Here is a 20169-nt window from a genome sequence, read left to right as displayed (position 1 = left end):
CGCGGAAACAGTAAGCGCTTCCTACCCTAGGTTCACCGCGATGAGTCGGGAAGAGGCTGGAGTTCGCAAGGTCCGCACGCACTCTGGCTTTCGAAACTTCGAACGGGGCCGACGCTGCCCGGACTTCGAGCAGGGTCGGGGCTACCGGCAGGTGAGGCGGAATCCCGTGAAGTCGGCCGTGAACGCGGCGTCGACGAGATCCACGGCATGGATGCCCGCCATCGCCCCGGTGAAGCGCAGCTTGGAGCCGTAGTCGTCGGACAGCCTGGTGAAGTCCAACGGCGGCCCGACCGGTGTGCGCACGCCCTGGCGGACGTACCAGAACCGGGCCCGCCCGTCCTCGACCGTCACGCCCAAGGTCAACGGCGCGCTCGCGTCCACCTCCACGACCGCCGCCCGCCGGGTGCCGAACTCCTCCCGCTCCACGAGGCTGAGCACCGTACGGCCGCCCCCTCGCCACTGCTGTCCGTGCTGCCCCTCACCCTCGGGCTCCGCCCAGGTGAGGTCCAGGCTCAGATACGCCTCCGAGTCGTACCGCAGGACCAGCCCGGCGGCCTGCGTGAACGTGCGCGGACTCGCCTCCACCGTGACCTCCGCCTCCGCGCGGTGCTCGGTGATCCGCCGGGCGAGCAGACTGTGCGCCCACCGCGACTCGGGACCGTGCCGGCCGGTCAGCCGGATCCAGCCGGGCCGGGAGGTGGTGTCGGCCCAGCTGGGGTCGGCGTATCCGCGCAGGGTGCTCCAGGGCCATCCCAACGACTCGTCGGGAGCGGCCGGTGGTGGCTCCGGCTCCGGCTCCGCGGACGGTGTCGGTACGTCGACCTCGACCGCCGGCTGCGGGCCCCCATGCCGCAGCCGGGGCCAGCCGGCCTCGTCCCAGGTCACCGCCTGGATCGCCGTCTCCCGGCCGAGGGGGCAGCGCGGGCCGTCGGGAGTCTGCAGCGGACGGGCGGCCAGATGACTCAACACCCAGTCGCCGTCCGGCGTTTGAATCAGCTCACCGTGACCGGCCTTCTGCAACGGCAGCGACGGATCGTCCCGGGACGTCAGCAGCGGGCGGTCGTCGAGATCGTACGGGCCGGTGATACCGCGGCTGCGTGCCACCCGCACTCCGTGCTCGAAACCGGTTCCCCCTTCGGCCAGGACCAGGTGGTACCAGCCGTCCCGGCGCACCAGCTTCGGGCCCTCGATGAGCCGTTCGTGCTGCAGCAGCAGGTGGGTGTCCGCAACCTGGCTCAGGGTGTCCCGATCCAGCTCGGTCAGCACGATCCCGGCGAAACGCCGGCCACCGGGGCGATGGTCGTTCTGGAGGTTGAGCAGCCACAGCCGCCCCTCTTCATGGAAGAGCGCGGGGTCGAATCCGTGGCTCGGGAGTCGACGCGGCGGCGTCCACTCGCCGCCGGCCTCGGTGGCCGTACTGACGTAGGTGTCCACGTCGAAGTAGGGCGTGCCCACCGAGCGCACCACGGAGTAGACCATCCAGAACCGCTCCCCGTCCCAGCTCAGCGACGGCGCCCAGATGCCGCCGGAGTCGGGGACCCCGGCCAGGGAGTCGCCGGGGACGGCGCCGCGCACATGACCCGCGTACTCCCAGTGGGCGAGGTCCCGGGAGCGGTGGATGGGGATGGTCGGGAACCACTCGAACGAACTCGTCGCCACGTAGTACAAGTCGCCGACCCGGACCAGGGAAGGATCCGGAGCGAAACCGCGGATGACGGGGTTGTGCAGCAGGGTCACTTCAGGGCTCCCAAGGTCACGCCGCTCCGCCAGTAGCGCCGCATGGCGACCATCATGATCGCCATCGGGATGATGGACAGCAGCGCACCCGTCAGGACGAGACTGGTCACGTCGATGCCCGACTCCAGGCGTTTGCCGGACCAGTTGTACAGACCGAGATTCAGCGTCCAGTTCTCCTCGCCGCGCAGCACGGTCAGGGGCAGGAAGAAGGCGTTCCAGGTGTTGACGAAGGCGAGCAGGAAGACCGTCGCACCGCCCGTCGTCATCATCCGCAGCACGATGCTGAAGAAGATGCGCAGCTCACCGGCGCCGTCGATGCGGGCCGCCTCCAGCAGCTCGAACGGGATCGTGGCCTCGGTGTACACCTTGGCCAGATAGACACTGAACGGGTTGATCAGACACGGGATCAGCATCGCCCACGGGGTGTCGACCATGCCGATCGCCGAGAACAGCAGGTACAGCGGCAGGGTGAGCAGCGCGATCGGGATCAGGTACGACCCCACCACGGCCGCGAACACCACACCCCGCCCGGGGAAGTCGAAGCGCGCGAGGCCGTAGCCCGTGGCGAGGGCGATGAGCGTGCCGGCGAGCGAGCCGACACCGGCGTACAGCAACGAGTTGGCGGTCCAGCGCAGAAAGATGCCGTCGTCGTACGTCAACACCTGTTGCAGGTTGTCCCAGAGATGCCAGCCCGAGAACCACAGCCCGTTGCTCTGGTACAGCCCCACCCGGTCCTTGGTCGCGGCGATGATCAGCCAGTACACCGGGAACATGCTGTAGACACTGGCCAGGACGAGACCGAGCAGCAGGAAGCGCTGCCCGCCTCGGGAGCGTGCGGCCGGATCGGGTCGCGTACGCCGACGGATGCCACCCCCGCCGGGCGGCGCGGCCGCGGTCCTGGTGCCGTTCTCCTTGCGGTTGGCGGTCAGCGCCATCAGTCCGCCTCCCTCGAGGTCAGCCGGTAGAAGAGGAAGGACACGACACCGAGGATCAGGGCGAGCAGCACCGAAAGGGTCGCGGCGTAGTGGTAGTTGCCGGCGTTGAACGCCTGGTTGTAGATGATCATGATCGGGGTGAAGCTGTCGCTGACGGTCTGCGGAGTCACGTTCCGGAACAGCGCGGGCTCGTTGAAGATCTGCAGCATCTGGATGATCGACAGCAGCGCCGTCAGGACGAGCGCCCCGCGCACGAACGGGATCTTGATGCTCAGCGCGATCCGCAGCTCGGAGGCACCGTCGAGCCGGGCGGCCTCGAACAGATCGCGCGGCACGGCCTGCAGAGCGGCGTAGATGATCACCATGTTGTAGCCGATGCCGTGCCAGGTCAGCAGATTGCCGATGGCCGGCCACACCATGGACGGCGCGAAGAAGTTCCAGTCGAACCCGAACAGTTCACCGAGCGGGGTCAGCGGCCCCACCTCGGGGCTGTACAGGTTGATCCACACAAGGGCGGCGACGACGCCGGGGATCATGTACGGCACCAGCAGCAGAATCCGGAACCGCCCGGCCACCTTGGCGCTGACCGCGTCCAGGAACAGCGCCAGGACCAGACTGACGAGCAGCATGAACGGGATCTGCACACAGGCGAACAGCACGACCCGCAGGATCGAGGTCATGAACGCCGAGTCGGTGAGCCCGTTCCGGTAGTTCTCCAGGCCGACGAACTCCGTGGTCGCACCGCCCAGCCCGAGCCCGGACTGCTTCTGCAGAAACAGCGACTGGTAGACCGCGTAGCCGATCGGGAGCAGATACAGGAAGACGAAGCCGAGCTGGAAGGGCACCGTGAAGGCGGCACCCTTCCAGCGCTGCGAGCGAATCATCGAGTCCGCCGCCTCAGCCCTTGACGCTGATGCCGCGCTGCTTCAGGTCGTTGACCGTCCACTCCTGCATGTGCGCGAGCAGGTCGGTGACCTTCTGCTTCTTGCTGACGACCGCGGCCCACTCGTCCTGCATCTCGGTGAACATCGCGGTCCAGTTCGGCCCGAAGGTCCAGTCGGTGGTGACGGTGCCCAGGCTGTCGGTCACGACCTTCTTCGCGGGCTCGTAGTTCTTCCCGAGCAGCTTGTCGGAGATCGCCTCGGCGACATACGAGTCGCTGTCCGCGAGCGCCGGCATCACACCACTGCCGGTCTCGGGACTCGCCATGGTCTTCACGGCCCCCGTGTCGGTCGACATCCACAGCGCCGCCTTGGCGGCCTGCTCCTTGTACTCGCAGCCCTCGGTCACCAGCGTCAGGTTGCCGCTCTGGTTGGTCCCGGCCGGTGTCTTGGCCGCCTCGCCCTTGAAGGTCGGCCAGGGGGACAGCGCCCAGTCGCCGAAGGACTTGGTGAAGTTCTGCACCATGCCGGACATCTGCCAGGTGGAGATCTGCCGGGTCGCGGTGCCGCCGTTGTCGTAGTTGCGCTGCACGGCGGCGTAATCGGCGAAGGACAGCTTGGAGTTGAGGTCGTTGTCGATGATCTCCTGGATCACCTTCGCGGCCTTGAGGGTGCCCGCGTCCTGGAAGTTCACGACCCACGAATCGCCGTCGATGCCGTACCAGTGCGCCCCGGCCTGCATGGCCAGCACCTCCAGGGTGCTCGGGTCCTCACCGGCGTAGTTGGTGATCTTGATGTCGTGCTTCTTCAGCTCCTTGCCCGCGGCGATGAAGTCGTCCCAGGTCGCCGGGGCCTTGAGCCCGTACTTCGCGAAGAGGTCGGTGCGGTAGATGGTGAAGGCGGGCGCCGAGGCGGTCGGCACCCCGTACGCCTTCCCCTGCACCTGCCCGGTCGCCCACGAGCCCGCGTTGAACTTGTCCTTGTCCGCCTCGACGTACTGGGTGATGTCGGCGAGCGCACCCTGCGAGACCCAACTGGTCACATACTCACCGGTGTTCTGCAGCAGGCACGGCGCGTTGCCCGCCTTGACCGCGTTGGTCAGCTGCTTCTGCATGGTCAGCTGGTCGGTGACCTTCGTGTACTTGAGCTGGACGTCCTTGTGCGAGGCGTTGAACGCCTTGACGACGGCCTCCTGCCCGTTGGCCCAGCCCCAGAAGTCGAGGGTGACCGGGCCGGAGGCCTTGGAGTCGGAGTCCGAGGAGTCGTTCCCGCCACATGCGGCGAGCAGACCTGTCAGGGCGATACCCGCGACGGCGGCGGAGGCGAACCTTCTCCGGGGGCTGGTGAAGTTCATCTGACCGTGATCCTTCGGAATTGGGCGTTCTCAGAACGAGAGGACGGCGGCTCTGTCGTGCTGGCCAGGAACGGCGGCCGGAAACCGTCGGCTCGCGGTTGCGGGGAGTCGGCCAAGCAGAAGCTGTAGTAAGCGGTTGCAGGGACGGTAGGCCGACGGTTCGGGTCATAGCAAGAGGTGCGCGGAAATTTGTTACGGCGGGTTGCCCGCGGAGTTATCTCCGGGCAGGCACGGGGTCCCGGCCGCGACCGGAGACATAACCACAGGTCAGAGGCTATCCGGCAGAACGCGTGCAAGGGATGGGGAGCGCTCCCGAGGTGGCCGTCGCGGCTTGGGAAAGGCCTGGGAAAACGCTTACGAAACGTTCGCTTCCGGCAGCGAACAACGCCCGTCAGTCGCGTCTGGCGGCCGGGGGCCGTACGGAGTTGCGTACGACGACATGGGTGCCCAGGACCAGATGGTCGCCGTCGCTGCCCCGACGGCGACCCGCGGCACCTTCGCGCCGGTCGGCGACGGCACGCAGCGCGACCCGGCCCATCTCCTCGTACGGCACGTGCACGGTGGTGAGTTGGGGCGTGAGCTGGGAAGCGAGCGGAATGTCGTCGTAGCCGACGATCGAGACGTCCTCGGGCACCCGCAGTCCCGCCGCGCGCAGGGCCTGCATGGCGCCCGCGGCGACGACGTCCGTCCCCGCGAGCACCGCGGTGAAGTCGGGTGTCTCCTCCAACGCCGCCTCGACGGCCTCGTACCCGTGCTCGTAGTCGTACGGTCCATGCCGCACCAGGTCCGTCTCGAACGGCACCCCGTACGCCTCGAAGGCACGTTGTGCGCCTCTCAAGCGCCCCTGGGCGGTGGTGAGTTCGGCGTGTCCCGGCAGCACGAGAACCCGCCGGTGGCCGGCCGACAGCAGGTGGCTGGCCATGGCGTAGGCGCCGCCCTCGTTGTCGTAGTCCACCGTCGTCGCCGGCACGTCGCCCTCCAGTGGAGGCCTGCCCACCAGCACCAGATGGGATCCGGCGGCATCGAGGGAGCGGGCGAACCGGGCCATGCGCAGCTGGTACTCGTCGTAGTCGTAGGCGCCGCCGAGCAGCACCACGGCGGCGACACCCTGCTGGCGCATGAGGTTGACCAGGGCGAGCTCCCGCTCGGGATCGTCGCCGGTGGTACCCACCAGCGAGAGCCACCCGCGCAGGGTGGCCGCGCCCTCGACGCCCTTCGCCACATGGGCGAACGCGGCGCCGGTGATGTTGTTGATGAGGATGGCCACGGTGGGCGTACCACCGCCGGCCAGGGAGCGGGCGTGGGCGTTGGTGACGTAGTCCAGGTCCCGGACGACCTTCATCACCCGGCGGCGCAGGTCCTCCGAGACCGGGTAGTTGCCGGACAGCACGCGCGACACGCTGGCGACGGAGACGCCCGCGCGCTCCGCCACGTCCCGGATGGTGGCCCGACCGGCGTCACCGGACGCCTTGCGCTGACTCACCCTTGCGGCTCCTTCACCGTCGCACCTGCCTCACGGAAACCGTATCCCATGGTTTCTCCGGGGCGCTTTGCCTGTATGGGGGTGGGGGTGGGGGTGGGGTGGCCGCCGAGGTGTGCGCAGCGCTGAGTGTCGGCCGACGGGGAGGTCGGCGCCTCGGACGCGGGCCCACAGGAGCCGCACCAACGCCGGGCAAGTGCCCACCAACAGCCACTGTCCCAACGACACCGGCATATGGCGCCCCGTAGGCGAAAGAGCAAGAGATTCGGCACCCCAGCTGCAGGACTCGCCCCGTAACCCCCTCACGACAACAACCCCTCACGCCACCCCCTCAAGCCACCCGAGCCAAATCAGCCAACCGCACCTCATGCACCAGCCCCGCACCCCCCACCACCCGCTCCAACTCCTCCACCACGATCCGCCCCAGCCGCTCCAGCTCGTTCCCCAGCGACCCGGCGATATGGGGCGTGAGAAACACGTTGGGCAGGTGATACAGCGGCGACCCCGCAGGCAGCGGCTCCGGCTCGGTCACGTCGAGCACCGCGTACAGCCGCCCGGAAACAAGTTCGCCCGTCAGCGCCTCGGGATCGATCAGCGCACCCCGGGACGTGTTGATCAGCACCCCGCCGTCGCGGATCAGCCCGAGCCGGTCCGCGTCGAGCATCCGGTACGTCTCGGGGATGTCCGGCGCGTGCAGGCTGACGATGTCGCTGTGCCGCAGCAGGTCCTCCAGTGACAGCAGCTCGGCACCGAGTTCGGCGGCCTCGGCGGCGCTGACGTACGGGTCGTGCAGCAGCACCGTGAAGTCGAACGGCCGCAACAGCTCCAGCAATCGTCGGCCGACCCGGGAGGCGCCGATGACGCCGATGCGGCGCCCGACGTTGCCGGTGGCGGCGGTCTCGGCGTGGGTCGGATAGGTGTGCGTGGTGCGGAAGCGCTCCCGGTGGGTGAAGGTGTCCTTTCCGGCGAGCAGGATCATGGCCAGCGTGTACTCGGCGACCGGCAGTGCGTTGCCGGTCACGGCGCTGGAGACGACGACACCGGCCTTCCACAGGGCGTCGCCGACCAGTGAGCGTACCGAGCCGGCGGCGTGCAGCACCGCCCGCAGTTCGGGCGCGGCGGTGAGGACGTCCGCGTCGAGGCGGGGGCAGCCCCAGCCGGTGATCAGCACCTCGGTGCGGGCGAGGACCTCGGCGGTGGCCGGGTCGGTGAAGTCCCGTACGACGAGCGCCGGGTCGAGCTCGGACGTCTGCCTCAGCCGGGTCATCAGCGGCGGGGGGAAGAGCAGGGGGAGGTGCACCGGATCCATCGCGAACACGGCCCTCGGTGGGAGCGGGCTGGGCATGGCTCTCCTGAGACACTGGACGGAAACATTTTCAGAAAACGCCTTCTACCGTAGATCTGCCGGGAGGGCCGGTCAATCACCAGGTCGACAGGCCGGGTTTCCGACCGCGTGAGCGACGGGCTGCTCGATGCGTCGGCGTTCTGGGGGTGCCGTACCGAAATCGGTTTCCCGGCTTTCCCGGGCGTTTCAGTGCCGAAGCGCCGCATCGTCCCGTCGAACATCGTGGCAACCGGTTCCCGTCATCCGGATCGAACCCGCCGCCCGAACCTCCAGCAACTCTGCAGATCAGGGGCCGTTTCCAAGGCCTCGCAAGGCCCTCTTCACGGTGAAGCCGAGGTTACACAGTCTTTTCGAAAATTCGTCAAGGCTCTTGACGCCGTTTCCGGGCCGCAAGAAGCTCTGCCCCAACGCCACGGCAACCGGTTGCCATACGGCCGGATTCCGGCCGGTGGATGGATCCGGGACGGGTCCGTGGTCGAGATCCCGAACGGACAGAGCAGGAGGTGGTGCGCTCATGCGACGCCCACATGCCGGTGCCCCGCTGAGTCGCCGCCGATTTCTCAGCCTCTCCGCGGGCGGGGCCGCGGCCGGCGCGGCGGCGCTCAGCGGCTGTGCCCTGCTGGTGTCCAACGGGGTCGAGGGCGGCTCGGGGGAGACCGTCACGATGATGGTCAAGCCCGACGACATCACGCCCGACCTGGTCAAGCAGGCCCTGAAGGACACCGGCATCACCATCAGGCGGGTGGAGTTCGACATCACCAAGCTGATCGCGATGCTCACCAGCGGCAACCCGCCGGACCTCGTGCGGGGTGTGGGCGCCCAGGACGCGGCGTACTTCGCGGCCCGCGACGTGATGCAGGAGCTGGACTCGTACTTCGCCCGGAGCACCGTGCTGCGGCTCGACGACCTGGACCCGGTCAACGACCTGTGGCGCTACGACGGGAAGACGCAGGGCAAGGGCCCCCGCTACGGCATGGCGAAGGACTTCTCCCAGGACTCCATGTTCTGGTACAACACCTCGGCCTTCGACAGGAAGGGCCTCGACTATCCGCCGGAGACCGAGCCGGTCACCTACGAGGAGTGGCTGGAGAACGCCCGGCAACTGGTCCAGCGCTCCAAGGGGCAGACGACCGTCTTCGGCGGGAGTTACAACGGGCTGACCAAGGCCACGCTCCTGACGACCTTGACCGCGTCGGCCGGCGGCAGCCTCTTCAGCGACGACTTCTCCCGGGTCGACTTCACCACGCCCGAGGCCCGTAAAGCGCTGGCCTGGTACATCGAGTACTGCAAGACCAAGGTCGGGCCGAGTTCCATCCAGCCCGACCCCAACGGCTGGGACGGACCGACCTTCCAGGCGGGGCGGCTGGCCATGTCGAACAACGGCTACTGGCTGGGCGGCATGATCGGCACCGACAAGAAGCTGGCTGAGGTCTCCCGGCTGGCGCCCGCCCCGATGTTCGCGGGCGGTGAGCGCATCAGTGCCTGCCAGGGCGGCACCGGTCTGTGGATGCCGAGGAAGGCGAAGAACAAGGACGCCGCGTGGCGGATCTTCGAGTGGTTCTTCGGCGAGGCCCCGGCCGGGTCCCGTGCCTCCGGCGGCTGGGGCATCCCCACCCTGAAGTCCCTGCGGTCGCTGATGCCCGCCCAGGAGGACCACCAGAAGCGGGCGTTGAAGGTGCAGGAGAACGAGCTGAAGCACTTCTCGGTGGTCGCCTTCTCCCCGTACACCACGGGGGATTCCTTCGAAGCCCTCTTCAACCAGGCCGCCCCGGCCGCGATGAAGGGCGACATCTCCGTCGACACCCTCGCCGGGAATCTGAACTCGGTCATCAACGAGCAGCTCAAGCGCGGTAAGGAGCAGGTGGGATGACGACCGGACAGATCCCCTCCGTCGCGGACCGGACCGCTCGCCCGACCACGAGCACAGGCCGGGCCCGGTCCGCCGAACGGCCCCGGTCCTCGATGACCGCACGCAGGCACCGCGCGTTCTACCTGTTCACCTCGCCCTGGATCATCGGGTTCCTGCTGCTGACCATCGTGCCGATGGTGTACGCGCTGTGGCTGAGCTTCACCACGTTCGACGGGATCTCGCCCAACTGGAAGTACGTCGGCCTCGGCAACTACCGCGAGCTGCTGAACGACTCGGTGACCTGGGACGCCCTGGGCCGGGCGGGCCTGTTCGCGGTGACCTCGGTGCCGCTGTCGATCGTCGCGGGGCTGGGGCTCGCCGTCCTGGTCAACCGGCCGCTGAGAGCGCGCGGGCTGTTCCGCACCCTGCTGTATCTGCCGGCCGTGGTGCCGCCGGTGGGTGCCGGTATCGCCTTCAAGAACCTCTTCGACCAGAACGCCGGTGCCACCAACGGTGTTCTGACGCTGTTCGGCTTCGACGCCATCGGCTGGCTGGCCGACCCCTACGCCCGCTACGTGCTCATCATGACCGTGCTGTGGGGCGCCGGAAACATCATGATCATCTCGCTGGCCGGGCTCCAGGACGTCCCCCGCGAACTCCACGAGGCGGCCCGTATCGACGGCGCGAGCGCCTGGCGGACCTTCCGCAGCATCACCGTGCCGCTGCTGTCGCCGGTGCTGCTGTTCCAGACCGTGACCGGGGTGATCGCCTCGGTGCAGACGATCATGCCGCTGCTGCTGGCCCCGATCAGCACCACGGGCGGCGTCACCACGGTCCCGCAGTCCAACTACCTCTACATGATCCACGTGTTCGCGCAGTACTTCGCGCTCGGCCGCTACGGCTACGCCTCCGCACTGCTGTGGGTGCTCTTCGTCCTGATCCTCATCGCGACCGGCCTCATCTTCAAGTTCACGTCCGGTGTGGTGTTCTACAACGTCGACCCGGAGGCGAAGAAGTGACCGCCACCAGCCTGACCCCCAAGTCGCCGGCCCGCGTGCGGATACGCACCGACCGCCTCGTCCTCTACACGGTCCTCGTCGTCGTCACCGGGCTGTTCCTCGGCCCCTTCGGCTGGCTGCTCCTCACCGGCCTGAAGGCACCGGAGGAACTGGCCGCGGCGCCCGTGCACTGGCTGCCCGAGCACGTCCAATGGCACAACTTCGCCGACGCCTTCAACCAGATCGACTTCCTCGGCTACGCCCGCAACTCCCTGATCATCGCCGTCATCTACGGCGTGCTCGTCACCCTCAGCTCGGCCTGGGTCGGCTTCGGTTTCGCGCGCCTCGACGCGCCCGGCAAGAAGTGGCTGTTCGGCATCCTGCTCGGCTCGATGATGCTGCCCCAGATGATCACCCTGCTGCCCACCTACCTGATCTTCGCCAAGCTCGGCATGGTCGACACGTACTGGCCGTGGGTGCTGTGGGGTCTGTCGTCCGCCCCGTATCTGGTCTTCCTCTTCCGGCAGTTCTTCGCCGGACTGCCCCGCGAGCTGGAGGAGGCCGCCATCGTCGACGGCTGCGGTTACACGGCGATCTTCTGGCGGATCTTCCTGCCGCAGTCCTGGCCGGTGCTCAGCGCCGGCTTCGTGATCGCCTTCACCTGGACCTGGGGCGACTACATCGCGCCGCAGCTGCTGCTCTCCACCGACAGGTCGACACTGGCCGTCGCCGTGATGTCCACCTACGTCACCACCGGCGGCCAGCCCCTGACCCACCTCCAGGCCGCCGCGTCCGTGATGTACGTCGTCCCCATCCTGCTGATCTTCCTCATCGCCCAGCGCGGCTTCGTCGCCGGGATGTCCACGTCCGGGCTCAAGTAGCCCCTCTTGCCGACCCGTTGTTAGGAGCCCCGTATGAACACGCCCCTGTCCCGCCGCACCGCCCTCCAGGCAGCAGGCGCCACCGTCCTCGCCGCCGGTCTCACCAACCTGTCGGCCACGGCGGCCCGGGCGGAGGAGGCCGCGGCGGAGCCGCAGCTGGTGACCTACCCGGTGCCCTCCGGTGCCCCGGTCAACACCGGAAGCTTCACGGTCAAGGTCCGTGTCCCCGGCGGCAGTTGGCAGACACTCGGCGTCTACCGGCCCACCCTCGCGGAGATCAACCCCACCACGGGCAGCAAGAAGCAGTTCAACTCCTCCCTCGCCTACTTCGACTTCTGCGGTGAGGTCGAGGCCGAGGTGACGTACATCAAGGGCGGGGTGCAGAAGGTGCGGGTGCGGCCGGACTCGTACGGCATCAAGCCCGAAGTCCTCGCCGACACGCTCCGGTTCACCCTGGACAGACCCCGCAACATCGTCGTCCAGATCAATGACGACCTCTTCGACTGTCTGCAGCTGTTCGCTCGCGAGATCGAGAAGAAGCGGCCGAAGGAGGACGACCCCGACGTCATCTACTTCGGCCCGGGCGTCCACACCACGCCCGACGGCTATTTGAACGTCCCATCCGGAAAGACCGTGTACGTCCACGGTGGTGCCCTGCTCAAGGCGACGGTCGTCTTCCAGGACGTGGAGAACGCCCGGCTCATCGGCCGCGGCGTGCTCGCCGGGGCGAAGGCGGGCGGAGCTCTGATCGTCAGTTCGAAGAGCATCTCCATAGGCGCCGTCACCATGCTCAACCCCAACGGCTACGCCGTGCAGATGGGCATGTGCACCAACGTCTCCATCAACGGCATGTGCGCGTTCAGCTCCAAGGGCTGGGGCGACGGCATCGACGTCTTCTCCAGCACCAACGTCACGATCGACGGCGTCTTCATGCGTAACTCCGACGACTGCATCGCGATCTACACCCACCGCTGGGACTACTACGGAGACACCAAGAACGTCACCGTCAAGAACTCCACCCTCTGGGCGGACGTCGCCCACCCCATCAACGTGGGCACGCACGGCAACACCGACAGCCCCGAGGTCCTGGAGAACCTCGCCTTCCGGAACATCGACATCTGCGACCACCGCGAGCCGCAGATGAACTACCAGGGCTGCATCGCCCTCAACCCCGGTGACGCCAACCTGATCAAGAACGTCCGTATCGAGGACATACGGATCGAGGACTTCCGCTGGGGCCAGGTCATCTACATGAAGGTGATGTACAACACGAAGTACAACACCTCGGTCGGCCGCGGCATCGAGGACGTCTACGTCAAGAACCTCACCTACACGGGCACCAACGCCAAGCCGTCCCTGTTCCTCGGCTACGACGCCGAGCACGCCATCAAGAACGTCACCTTCGAGAACCTGGTGATCAACGGCACGGTCATCGCCGACTCGATGAAGAAGCCGAGCTGGTACTACACCACCGACGCGATGCAGTGGTTCTCCAACGAGCACGTGACGAACCTCAAGTTCATCACCACCGCCGAGGCCGAGGCGGCCGCCGCGTCATGAGCACCGCGCGAAGCACCCCCGCACCGAGCCGCCGAGGCTTCCTCGGCGGTGCCGCGGCCGCCCTGCTGCCGGCGTCGGGCACGAGCGGACTGCTCCTGCCCGGTACCGTCAGGGCGGCGGCGGAGAACCGCACCGGCACGAGAGCGTTCACCCATCCGGGACTGCTGCACACCGCCGACGACCTCGCCCGTATGAAGGCGGCGGTCGCCGCGCAGGAGTCCCCGGTCCACGACGGCTACCTCGCGTTCGCGGCCCACGCCCGCTCCAAGTCGACGTACGCCGTCCAGAACACCGGTCAGATCACGTCCTGGGGCCGCGGCCCCACCAACTTCCAGAACCAGGCCGTCGCCGACTCGGCCGCCGCCTACCAGAACGCCCTCATGTGGTGCGTCACCGGAAACCGCGCCCACGCCGACAAGGCCCGGGACATCCTCGACGCCTGGTCGGCGTCCCTGACCATGGTCACCGGCGCCGACGGACCGCTCGGCGCGGGCCTCCAGGTCTTCAAGTTCGTCAACGCGGCCGAGCTGCTGCGGTACAGCGGCTACGACGGCTGGGCGGACGCGGACATCACCCGCTGCGAGCGGTCCTTCCTCGACGTCTGGTATCCGGCGATCTCCGGCTACATGCTCTACGCCAACGGCAACTGGGATCTGACGGCCATTCAGTCCGTCCTGGCCATCGGCGTGTTCTGCGAGGAACGCACCCTCTTCGAGGACGCGCTGCGGTTCGCCGTGGCCGGGGCCGGCAACGGCAGCGTCCGGAACCGGGTCGTCGCCGAATCGGGCCAGGGCCAGGAGAGCGGCCGCGACCAGGGCCACGAGCAGCTCGCCGTCGGCCTGATGGGCGACGCCGCGCAGGTCGCCTGGAACCAGGGCGTCGACCTGTGGGGCTTCGACGGCAATCGCATCCTCGCGAACGCCGAGTACGCCGCGCGCTACAACCTCGGCGGCGACGTCCCCTTCACCCCCGACCTCGACCGCACCGGCAAGTACATCAAGACGACCGTCTCCGACAAGGTCCGCGGCACGCTGCCGCCGGTCTACGAGATGTATTACGCCCACTACGCCGGCGTACGCGGCCTCGACACCCCGTACACCGAGGCGGCCGTCTTCCGTGGCACCGGCGGCGCCCGCTTCGTCGAGGGCAGCAACGACGACCTGCCCGGCTTCGGCACCTTCACCGACGCCGGGACGAAGCCGCCGTCACCGACCGCGCCGACGACCCCGACCGGCGTCACCGCCCTCGGCGACTCCGCCGCCGTCACGCTGGCCTGGCTGCCGTCCGCGTGGGCGATGACGTACACCGTCCGTCGCGCGAGCCGTCCCGAGGGGCCGTACGAGGAGATCGCCGCCGGGACCGACGAGCCGGAGTACAGGGACACCGGCGTACGCGCGGGGCGGACGTACTACTACACGGTCACGGCCGCCAACGCGCAGGGCAGCAGCACCGAATCGAGCCCGGTCGCCGCCACCGCCGGGCTCCCCACCCCCTGGTCCACGCAGGACATCGGCGAGATGAGGATCCCCGGCTCGGCCGCCTTCGACGGTGAACGGTTCGTCCTGGAGGCGTCCGGCACCGCCGACACCTACCGCTGCGTCCACCTGCCACTGCGCGGCGACGGCACGGTCACCGCGCGGATCGTGTTCCCGCTCAGCTCGCAGTACGCCAAGATCGGCGTCACCCTGCGCGACTCCCTCGACGCGGACGCCGCGCACGCCTCGATGCTCATCCAAGGGCTGCCGCTGCACACCTGGAGCGGCGTGTGGACCGTACGGCCCGAGACCGGGGCCGCTGTCTCCGCCACCGGATCCACCCCCGTCCCGCCCTCCCAGCAGCAGGCGATCACCGTGAACGCCTCCTTCCCGATCTCCGACCTCGGCGAGCTGCCCGAGTCGGCGACCCCGTTGGAGGCCCCGTACGTCGAGGGCGCGGGCGACGGCTACCGGCTGCGGGCGCCCTACTGGGTGCGGGTGACCCGCAAGGGCCGCCGCTGCACGGGCGCGATCTCCCCGGACGGCATCCGGTGGACCCAAGTCGGCTCCAGCGAAGTCGAGTTGGGGCAGACCGTGTACGCGGGCCTGGTCCTCACCTCATGCCTCGGCGTCGACGCGCAGTACGCCGAGACCGGCACCGGCGCCTTCGACAACGTCACGGTCACCTCGGCCGCGCACGGCGAGGTGTGGTCCGTGTCCCGTCCCACCCGCACCGCCACCGGCCTGACGGCGTCCACCGGCGCCGACGCGGTGGAGCTGGCCTGGACCGACCCCGACCTCTCCGCCCGCTACAAGGTGTTGCGGTCGAGCGCGGCCCACGGTCCCTACGAGACGATCGCGACCGGCATCGGCCCGGTCGGCTTCGGCACCCGCCTCCGGTACGCGGACGCCACCGGCACCCCGGGGACGACGTACCACTACGCAGTGGCGAAGACCAACTCCGGCGGCCGGGGCCCGCTCTCCGATCCGGCCTCCGCACGGATGCCGTCCCCGGGCGTGCCCCGACTGGCGTCCGCGGCCACCGCGTTCGGCAACAAGGGCGTCCCCTTCCGCCACCTCCTGCGGGGCTCGCACGAGCCGGTTCGGTTCACCGCGGCCGGTCTGCCCGAGGGCCTCCGCCTCGACAGGCGCACCGGCCTGATCTGCGGAACGCCCACGGAGACCGGCGAGTTCACCGTCACCACCACCGCGGGCAACGCGGCGGGCGACGGCACCGGACCGCTCACCCTCACCGTCGGCACACCCCCGCCGACCCCCTGGACCTACGGCGACCTCGGCGATCCGGTCCTCGACGAGCGCGCCTTCGGGACGCTGGGCGTGGTCGCGATCCGTACGCCGGGCAGCACGTCGTACGACGGCGGGACCTTCACCGTGCGCGGCGCGGGCGTCGATCTCACCGTCAACAACCAGGGAATGACGGGACAGTTCGTACGACGGCCCGTCACCGGCGACTGCGAGATCACCGCCCGGCTCGTCTCCCGCACGGGCGCGAGTGCCGACCGGGTGGGGCTGCTGATGGCCAAGTCGCTGTCGCCGTTCGACCAGGCTGCCGGGGCGATCGTCACCGGAGGGACCACCGCGCAGCTCATGCTGCGCACGACCGTCGCCGGAAAGTCGGCCTTCACCGGCAACGGCACGGCCTCCCTCCCCAACCTGCTGCGGCTGAAGCGCGCCGGGACCGCCTTCACCGCAGCCCTGTCCACCGATGACGGCGCCACCTGGACCACCCTCGCCACCGGCGAGATCCCCGGGTTCGGTGACGCCCCCTATCACGTGGGCCTCGTGGTCTGCTCCCGCGACCAACTGGCCCGCTGCACCACCGAGTTCGACGAGGTGAGTATCACCACCGACTGATCCCCCCACGGATTGGAGTCGCACGAGATGAGCCGCACTTCCCCCCACCGGCCCGCCGAACAGGGCGAGCTGAGCCGCCGCGGTCTGCTCAAGGCCGCCGGCGGTCTCACCGCCGCCCTCGCCGTCGGCGCCTCGGCCGCCGCCCTCACGGGCGCCCCGGCCGAGGCGGCCCCGGCCGCCTTCACCCACCCCGGCATGCTGCACGCCTACGGTGAGCTCAACCGGGCCAAGGTCCGGGTCGCCGCGGGCGACGACCCGTGGCTGTCCGGCTGGAACCGCCTGACCGCCAACTCCCACTCCGCGAGCACCTGGCAGCCGAACCCGCAGGCCACGATCATCCGCGGCGGCACGGGCCAGAACTACGGCATCCTGTACAACGACATCCACGCCGCCTACCAGAACGCCCTGCGCTGGAAGGTCGCGGGCACCACCGCCCACGGCGACGCGGCGGTCCGCATCCTCAACGCCTGGTCGGGCACCCTCACCACGGTGACCGGCAACGCCGACCGCTACCTCGCCGCCGGTATCTACGGCTACCAGTTCGCCAACGCCGCCGAACTCATGCGCGGCTACAGCGGATTCGACCTGGACCGGTTCAAGACGATGATGCTCAACGTCTTCTACCCGCTCAACAACCGGTTCCTCAACGAGCACAACGACGCCTGCATCACGAACTACTGGGCCAACTGGGACCTGTGCAACATGAACTCGATCCTCGCGATCGGGATCCTGTGCGACGACGGGGCCAAGTACGACCAGGCGGTGAACTACTTCAAGAACGGCGCGGGCAACGGCGCGATCCGCAAGGCCGTCCCGTTCGTGTACGACAGCGAGGGCCTGGCACAGTGGCAGGAGTCGGGCCGCGACCAGGGCCACAGCGTCATGGGCATCGGCCTGATGGGTGCCTTCTGCGAGATGGCCTGGTCACAGGGCGAGGACCTGTACGGCTACGACAGCAACCGCTTCATGAAGGCCGCCCAGTACGTCGCCAAGTACAACCTGGGCCAGGACGTGCCGTTCACGACGTACACCTGGGGCACCGGGCAGAACTGCGCCCAGCAGAGCCACACGGCGGTCTCGGCCGCGAGCCGTGGGCAGCTCCGTCCGGTGTGGGACATCCTCCACTACCACTACGCACGGCGACGGGGGTTGTCCGTTCCCTACATCACCGCCATGGCCGAGCAGGTCCGTCCGGAGGGCGGGGGCGGTGACTACGGCTCCACCAGCGGCGGCTACGACCAGCTCGGCTTCGGCACATTGATGTACGCCAAGTAGCCGTGTACGCCGAATAGCCCTCACATCCGCTCGTGCGCCGGAATATCGGGCCACAATGAGTTGCTCCGATCTTCACGGTGCACGAGCGCGGTGAGGAGGCTGGTGGACGTATGACGGCAGTCCAGACAGACCCCGTGGTGAGCACGCCATACGGTGCCGTACGGGGCCGGTTCGAACACGGCGTCGCGGTGTTCCGGGGCATCCCGTACGCGGCGCCCCCGTTCGGTCCGAACAGGTTCCGGCCGCCCCTGCCGCCGGAACCCTGGGACGGCGTGCGGGACGCCGGGGCCTTCGGGCCGACCCCGCCGAAACCCCCGTACTCCGAGTCGTTCGCGCAGTACCTGTCCGACCCCGACGTGCCCGGCGACGACTGTCTCAACCTCAACGTCTGGACGCCCGAGCCGGGCCCCGGCGCCCGGCTCCCGGTCATGGTGTGGCTGCACGGCGGCGCCCTGACCAGGGGCTCGGCGGGCATGCCCGTGTACGACGGGCTGGCCTTCGCCCGGGACGGGGTCGTCCTCGTCTCCGTCAACTACCGGCTCGGCGTCGAGGGCTACGGCCTCTTCCCGGACACCCCCGCCAACCCCGGCCTGCGCGACCAGCTCGCCGCCCTGGAGTGGGTGCACGCCTCGATCGAGGCGTTCGGCGGCGACCCCGCCCGCATCACCCTGTTCGGCCAGTCCGCCGGCGCCATCAGCATCGGCGCGCTGCTCGCCGCCCCGCAGGCCCAGGGCCTGGTCCGGCGGGCCATCCTGCAGAGCGGGCCGCCCGAGGCCGCCGAGCGGGACAAGGTACGGCGGATGGTGCGCCGTATGGCCACCCGGCTGAGGATCCCGGCCACCGCCGCGGCCTTCGCGGACGTCGACCGCGAGCTGCTGCTGCGCACCCAGGCCGAGGTGGGGCGGCTCAGCAGTCCCGTGGTGGGCGGGCCCGCGTTCGGGATCGTCGTCGACGGCGACATCGTCCCCCGTGACCCGCTGGAGGCACTCGTCGAAGGCAACGCGGGTGCCGCCGCCTCCGGTATCGACCTGATGACGGGCTGGACCCGCGACGAGTACCGGCTGTGGCTGGTGCCCGGCGGGCTCCTGGAGCGCATCGACCGGCTCGGCGCGGTCGCCCTCGCCGGGGCCATGGCCCGCTGCCGCGTCGGCGCCGACGTGCCCCGCGGCTACCGCACCCTGCACCCGGAGGCCGGCACCGCCGAGATCGTCGGCCAGATGGTCACCGACCACCTGCTCCGCCTCCCCCTGCACCGCCTGGCCGACGCCCACCCCGGGTCGTCGTACGTGTACGAGTTCGCCTGGCCCTCCACCCTCCCCGACCTCGGCTCCTGCCACGCCCTGGAGCTCGGCTTCGTCTTCGACACCGGGGAGGTCCCCGAGTCCCGCAAGCTGGCCGGTGAGGGCGCCCCGAAGGAGCTGGCGGACGAGATGCACCGGGCCTGGGTGCGGTTCGCGGAGGAGGGCGACCCCGGGTGGCAGACGTGGGACGACTCGCATCCGGTGCGGGTCTTCGGCGACGGCCCGACCCACACGGCCTACGGCCCGCGCGACGCCGAACTCGCCCTGTGGGCCGCCGCCGCGCCCGTCAGACCCGGGGAATCCACACCCGCAGCGGCCCTGCCGGACGGTTCGCCCACGCGTAGTACGGAACTGCGGTCGGTCGTACGGCGGCTGCGGCTCCCCGGCGCAGTCCGTCGGCACTGACGACGCTCATGCCACCCAGCAGGTCCGGATCGTGCCGAGCGGTCAGCCGGGCACCGTCGGGGAGGGTGAGCTCGTCGAAGGGGGTGCCGGGCCGGGACGCGTCCGCCGCCGGCCTCGTACACGCCGGTCGCGTACCGTTGCAGTTGCAGGCCCTCGGCGTCCCCGCTCTACGTGTCGAGCGGTGCGACCGAGTTCCGTACCACCACATGGGTGCCCAGCAGCAGGTGCTCGTCCGGGTTCTCCGGGGTGCGGCCCAGCGCGGTGCGTACGGCGAGGCGGCCCAGTTCCTCGTAGGGGACGTGGACGGTCGTCAGGGCGGGGTGCAGGTCGCGGGCGAAGGGGATGTCGTCGTAGCCGGCCAGCGAGACGTCGCCGGGCACGTCCAGGCCCGCCTCGTGCAGGGCGGTGAGCGCGCCGGCGGCGACCATGTCGGTGGCGGCGACCACGGCTGTGAACTCCAGCCCCTGCTCCAGGGCCTTGCGCATCAGGCGGTGCCCGGCGTCGCGGGTGAAGTCGCCGTGCAGGAGCAGCGCCGGGTCGGGCTCCAGGCCGCGGGCGCGATGGGCGGCGAGATAGCCGCGCTCACGGCCCTGGGCGGTGGTGTGGTCGGGCTTGCCGCCGAGGAACAGCACGCGCCGGTGGCCCTGGGTCAGGACGTGGGCGACCAGGGCGTAGGCCCCGCCCTCGTTGTCGTACTCGATGACGGTGACGGGAGCGCCGGGGCCGAGGGGCGGCCGTCCGCACAGCACCAGCCGGGAGCCCGCCGACGCCAGCGAGTCGGCCATACGGCGGGTGCGCTCGCGGTACTCGGGGGTGTC

Annotated in this window: 15 protein-coding genes; 7 read left to right on the top strand and 8 right to left on the bottom strand. The window is 69.4% G+C overall.

Annotated elements, in window-relative coordinates:
• Window positions 1–141: 141 nt before the first annotated feature.
• The 6 genes from ABD932_RS12610 to ABD932_RS12585 form a co-directional block, all read right to left on the bottom strand.
• Window positions 142–1737: a glycoside hydrolase family 43 protein gene (locus ABD932_RS12610; RefSeq protein ID WP_345011824.1), complete on the bottom strand. Its 1596-nt coding sequence runs from the start codon at window positions 1735–1737 to the stop codon at window positions 142–144.
• A complete protein-coding gene (locus ABD932_RS12605; RefSeq protein ID WP_345011822.1) occupies window positions 1734–2672 on the bottom strand; it encodes a carbohydrate ABC transporter permease in 939 nt (312 codons plus the stop codon). Before ABD932_RS12605 ends, ABD932_RS12610 begins: the two co-directional genes overlap by 4 nt.
• Entirely contained in the window at window positions 2672–3556 is an 885-nt protein-coding gene (locus ABD932_RS12600; protein ID WP_345011820.1) for a carbohydrate ABC transporter permease, read from the bottom strand. The genes ABD932_RS12605 and ABD932_RS12600 overlap by 1 nt, the downstream gene beginning before the upstream one ends.
• A gap of 13 nt (window positions 3557–3569) precedes the next feature.
• A complete protein-coding gene (locus ABD932_RS12595) occupies window positions 3570–4907 on the bottom strand; it encodes an ABC transporter substrate-binding protein (RefSeq protein ID WP_345011818.1) in 1338 nt (445 codons plus the stop codon).
• A 391-nt stretch (window positions 4908–5298) separates the two neighbouring features.
• Window positions 5299–6390, bottom strand: a complete 1092-nt coding sequence (locus ABD932_RS12590; protein ID WP_345011816.1) for a LacI family DNA-binding transcriptional regulator — start codon at window positions 6388–6390, stop codon at window positions 5299–5301.
• A gap of 328 nt (window positions 6391–6718) precedes the next feature.
• The gene (locus ABD932_RS12585) at window positions 6719–7732 is read right to left on the bottom strand and encodes a hydroxyacid dehydrogenase (protein WP_345011814.1); all 1014 of its coding nucleotides are present in this window, start codon (window positions 7730–7732) and stop codon (window positions 6719–6721) included.
• 514 nt (window positions 7733–8246) lie between these two features.
• Between ABD932_RS12585 and ABD932_RS12580 the strand changes: the two genes are divergently transcribed.
• The 7 genes from ABD932_RS12580 (at window position 8247) to ABD932_RS12550 (ending at window position 19351) form a co-directional block, all read left to right on the top strand.
• Window positions 8247–9602 carry an extracellular solute-binding protein gene (locus ABD932_RS12580; RefSeq protein ID WP_345011812.1) on the top strand — a complete coding sequence of 452 codons (1356 nt, stop codon included), beginning with the start codon at window positions 8247–8249 and terminating at the stop codon, window positions 9600–9602.
• Entirely contained in the window at window positions 9599–10600 is a 1002-nt protein-coding gene (locus ABD932_RS12575; protein ID WP_345011810.1) for a carbohydrate ABC transporter permease, read from the top strand. The genes ABD932_RS12580 and ABD932_RS12575 overlap by 4 nt, the downstream gene beginning before the upstream one ends.
• Window positions 10597–11460 carry a carbohydrate ABC transporter permease gene (locus tag ABD932_RS12570; RefSeq protein ID WP_345011808.1) on the top strand — a complete coding sequence of 288 codons (864 nt, stop codon included), beginning with the start codon at window positions 10597–10599 and terminating at the stop codon, window positions 11458–11460. Before ABD932_RS12575 ends, ABD932_RS12570 begins: the two co-directional genes overlap by 4 nt.
• A 33-nt stretch (window positions 11461–11493) precedes the next feature.
• Window positions 11494–13020: a glycosyl hydrolase family 28 protein gene (locus ABD932_RS12565; protein ID WP_345011805.1), complete on the top strand. Its 1527-nt coding sequence runs from the start codon at window positions 11494–11496 to the stop codon at window positions 13018–13020.
• The gene (locus ABD932_RS12560; RefSeq protein ID WP_345011802.1) at window positions 13017–16370 is read left to right on the top strand and encodes an alginate lyase family protein; all 3354 of its coding nucleotides are present in this window, start codon (window positions 13017–13019) and stop codon (window positions 16368–16370) included. The genes ABD932_RS12565 and ABD932_RS12560 overlap by 4 nt, the downstream gene beginning before the upstream one ends.
• Window positions 16371–16397: 27 nt before the next feature.
• Window positions 16398–17645 carry an alginate lyase family protein gene (locus ABD932_RS12555; RefSeq protein ID WP_345011800.1) on the top strand — a complete coding sequence of 416 codons (1248 nt, stop codon included), beginning with the start codon at window positions 16398–16400 and terminating at the stop codon, window positions 17643–17645.
• A 110-nt stretch (window positions 17646–17755) separates the two neighbouring features.
• Window positions 17756–19351, top strand: a complete 1596-nt coding sequence (locus ABD932_RS12550; protein WP_345011798.1) for a carboxylesterase/lipase family protein — start codon at window positions 17756–17758, stop codon at window positions 19349–19351.
• Here the strand turns inward: ABD932_RS12550 and ABD932_RS12545 are convergent.
• Together ABD932_RS12545 and ABD932_RS12540 are read right to left on the bottom strand one after the other, a co-directional pair.
• Window positions 19233–19559: a hypothetical protein gene (locus ABD932_RS12545; protein ID WP_345011796.1), complete on the bottom strand. Its 327-nt coding sequence runs from the start codon at window positions 19557–19559 to the stop codon at window positions 19233–19235. The two genes, ABD932_RS12550 and ABD932_RS12545, sit on opposite strands and share 119 nt — an antisense overlap.
• A partial coding sequence (locus ABD932_RS12540; protein WP_345011794.1) for a LacI family DNA-binding transcriptional regulator occupies window positions 19519–20169 on the bottom strand: 651 nt, incomplete at its 5' end. The genes ABD932_RS12545 and ABD932_RS12540, both read right to left, overlap by 41 nt.

This window comes from Streptomyces shaanxiensis, assembly GCF_039537145.1.
GTDB classification, from domain to species: Bacteria; Actinomycetota; Actinomycetes; order Streptomycetales; family Streptomycetaceae; genus Streptomyces; species Streptomyces shaanxiensis.
The sequence above is the reverse complement of the archived record's forward strand: the minus strand, read 5'-3'. Positions and strand labels throughout refer to the sequence as shown.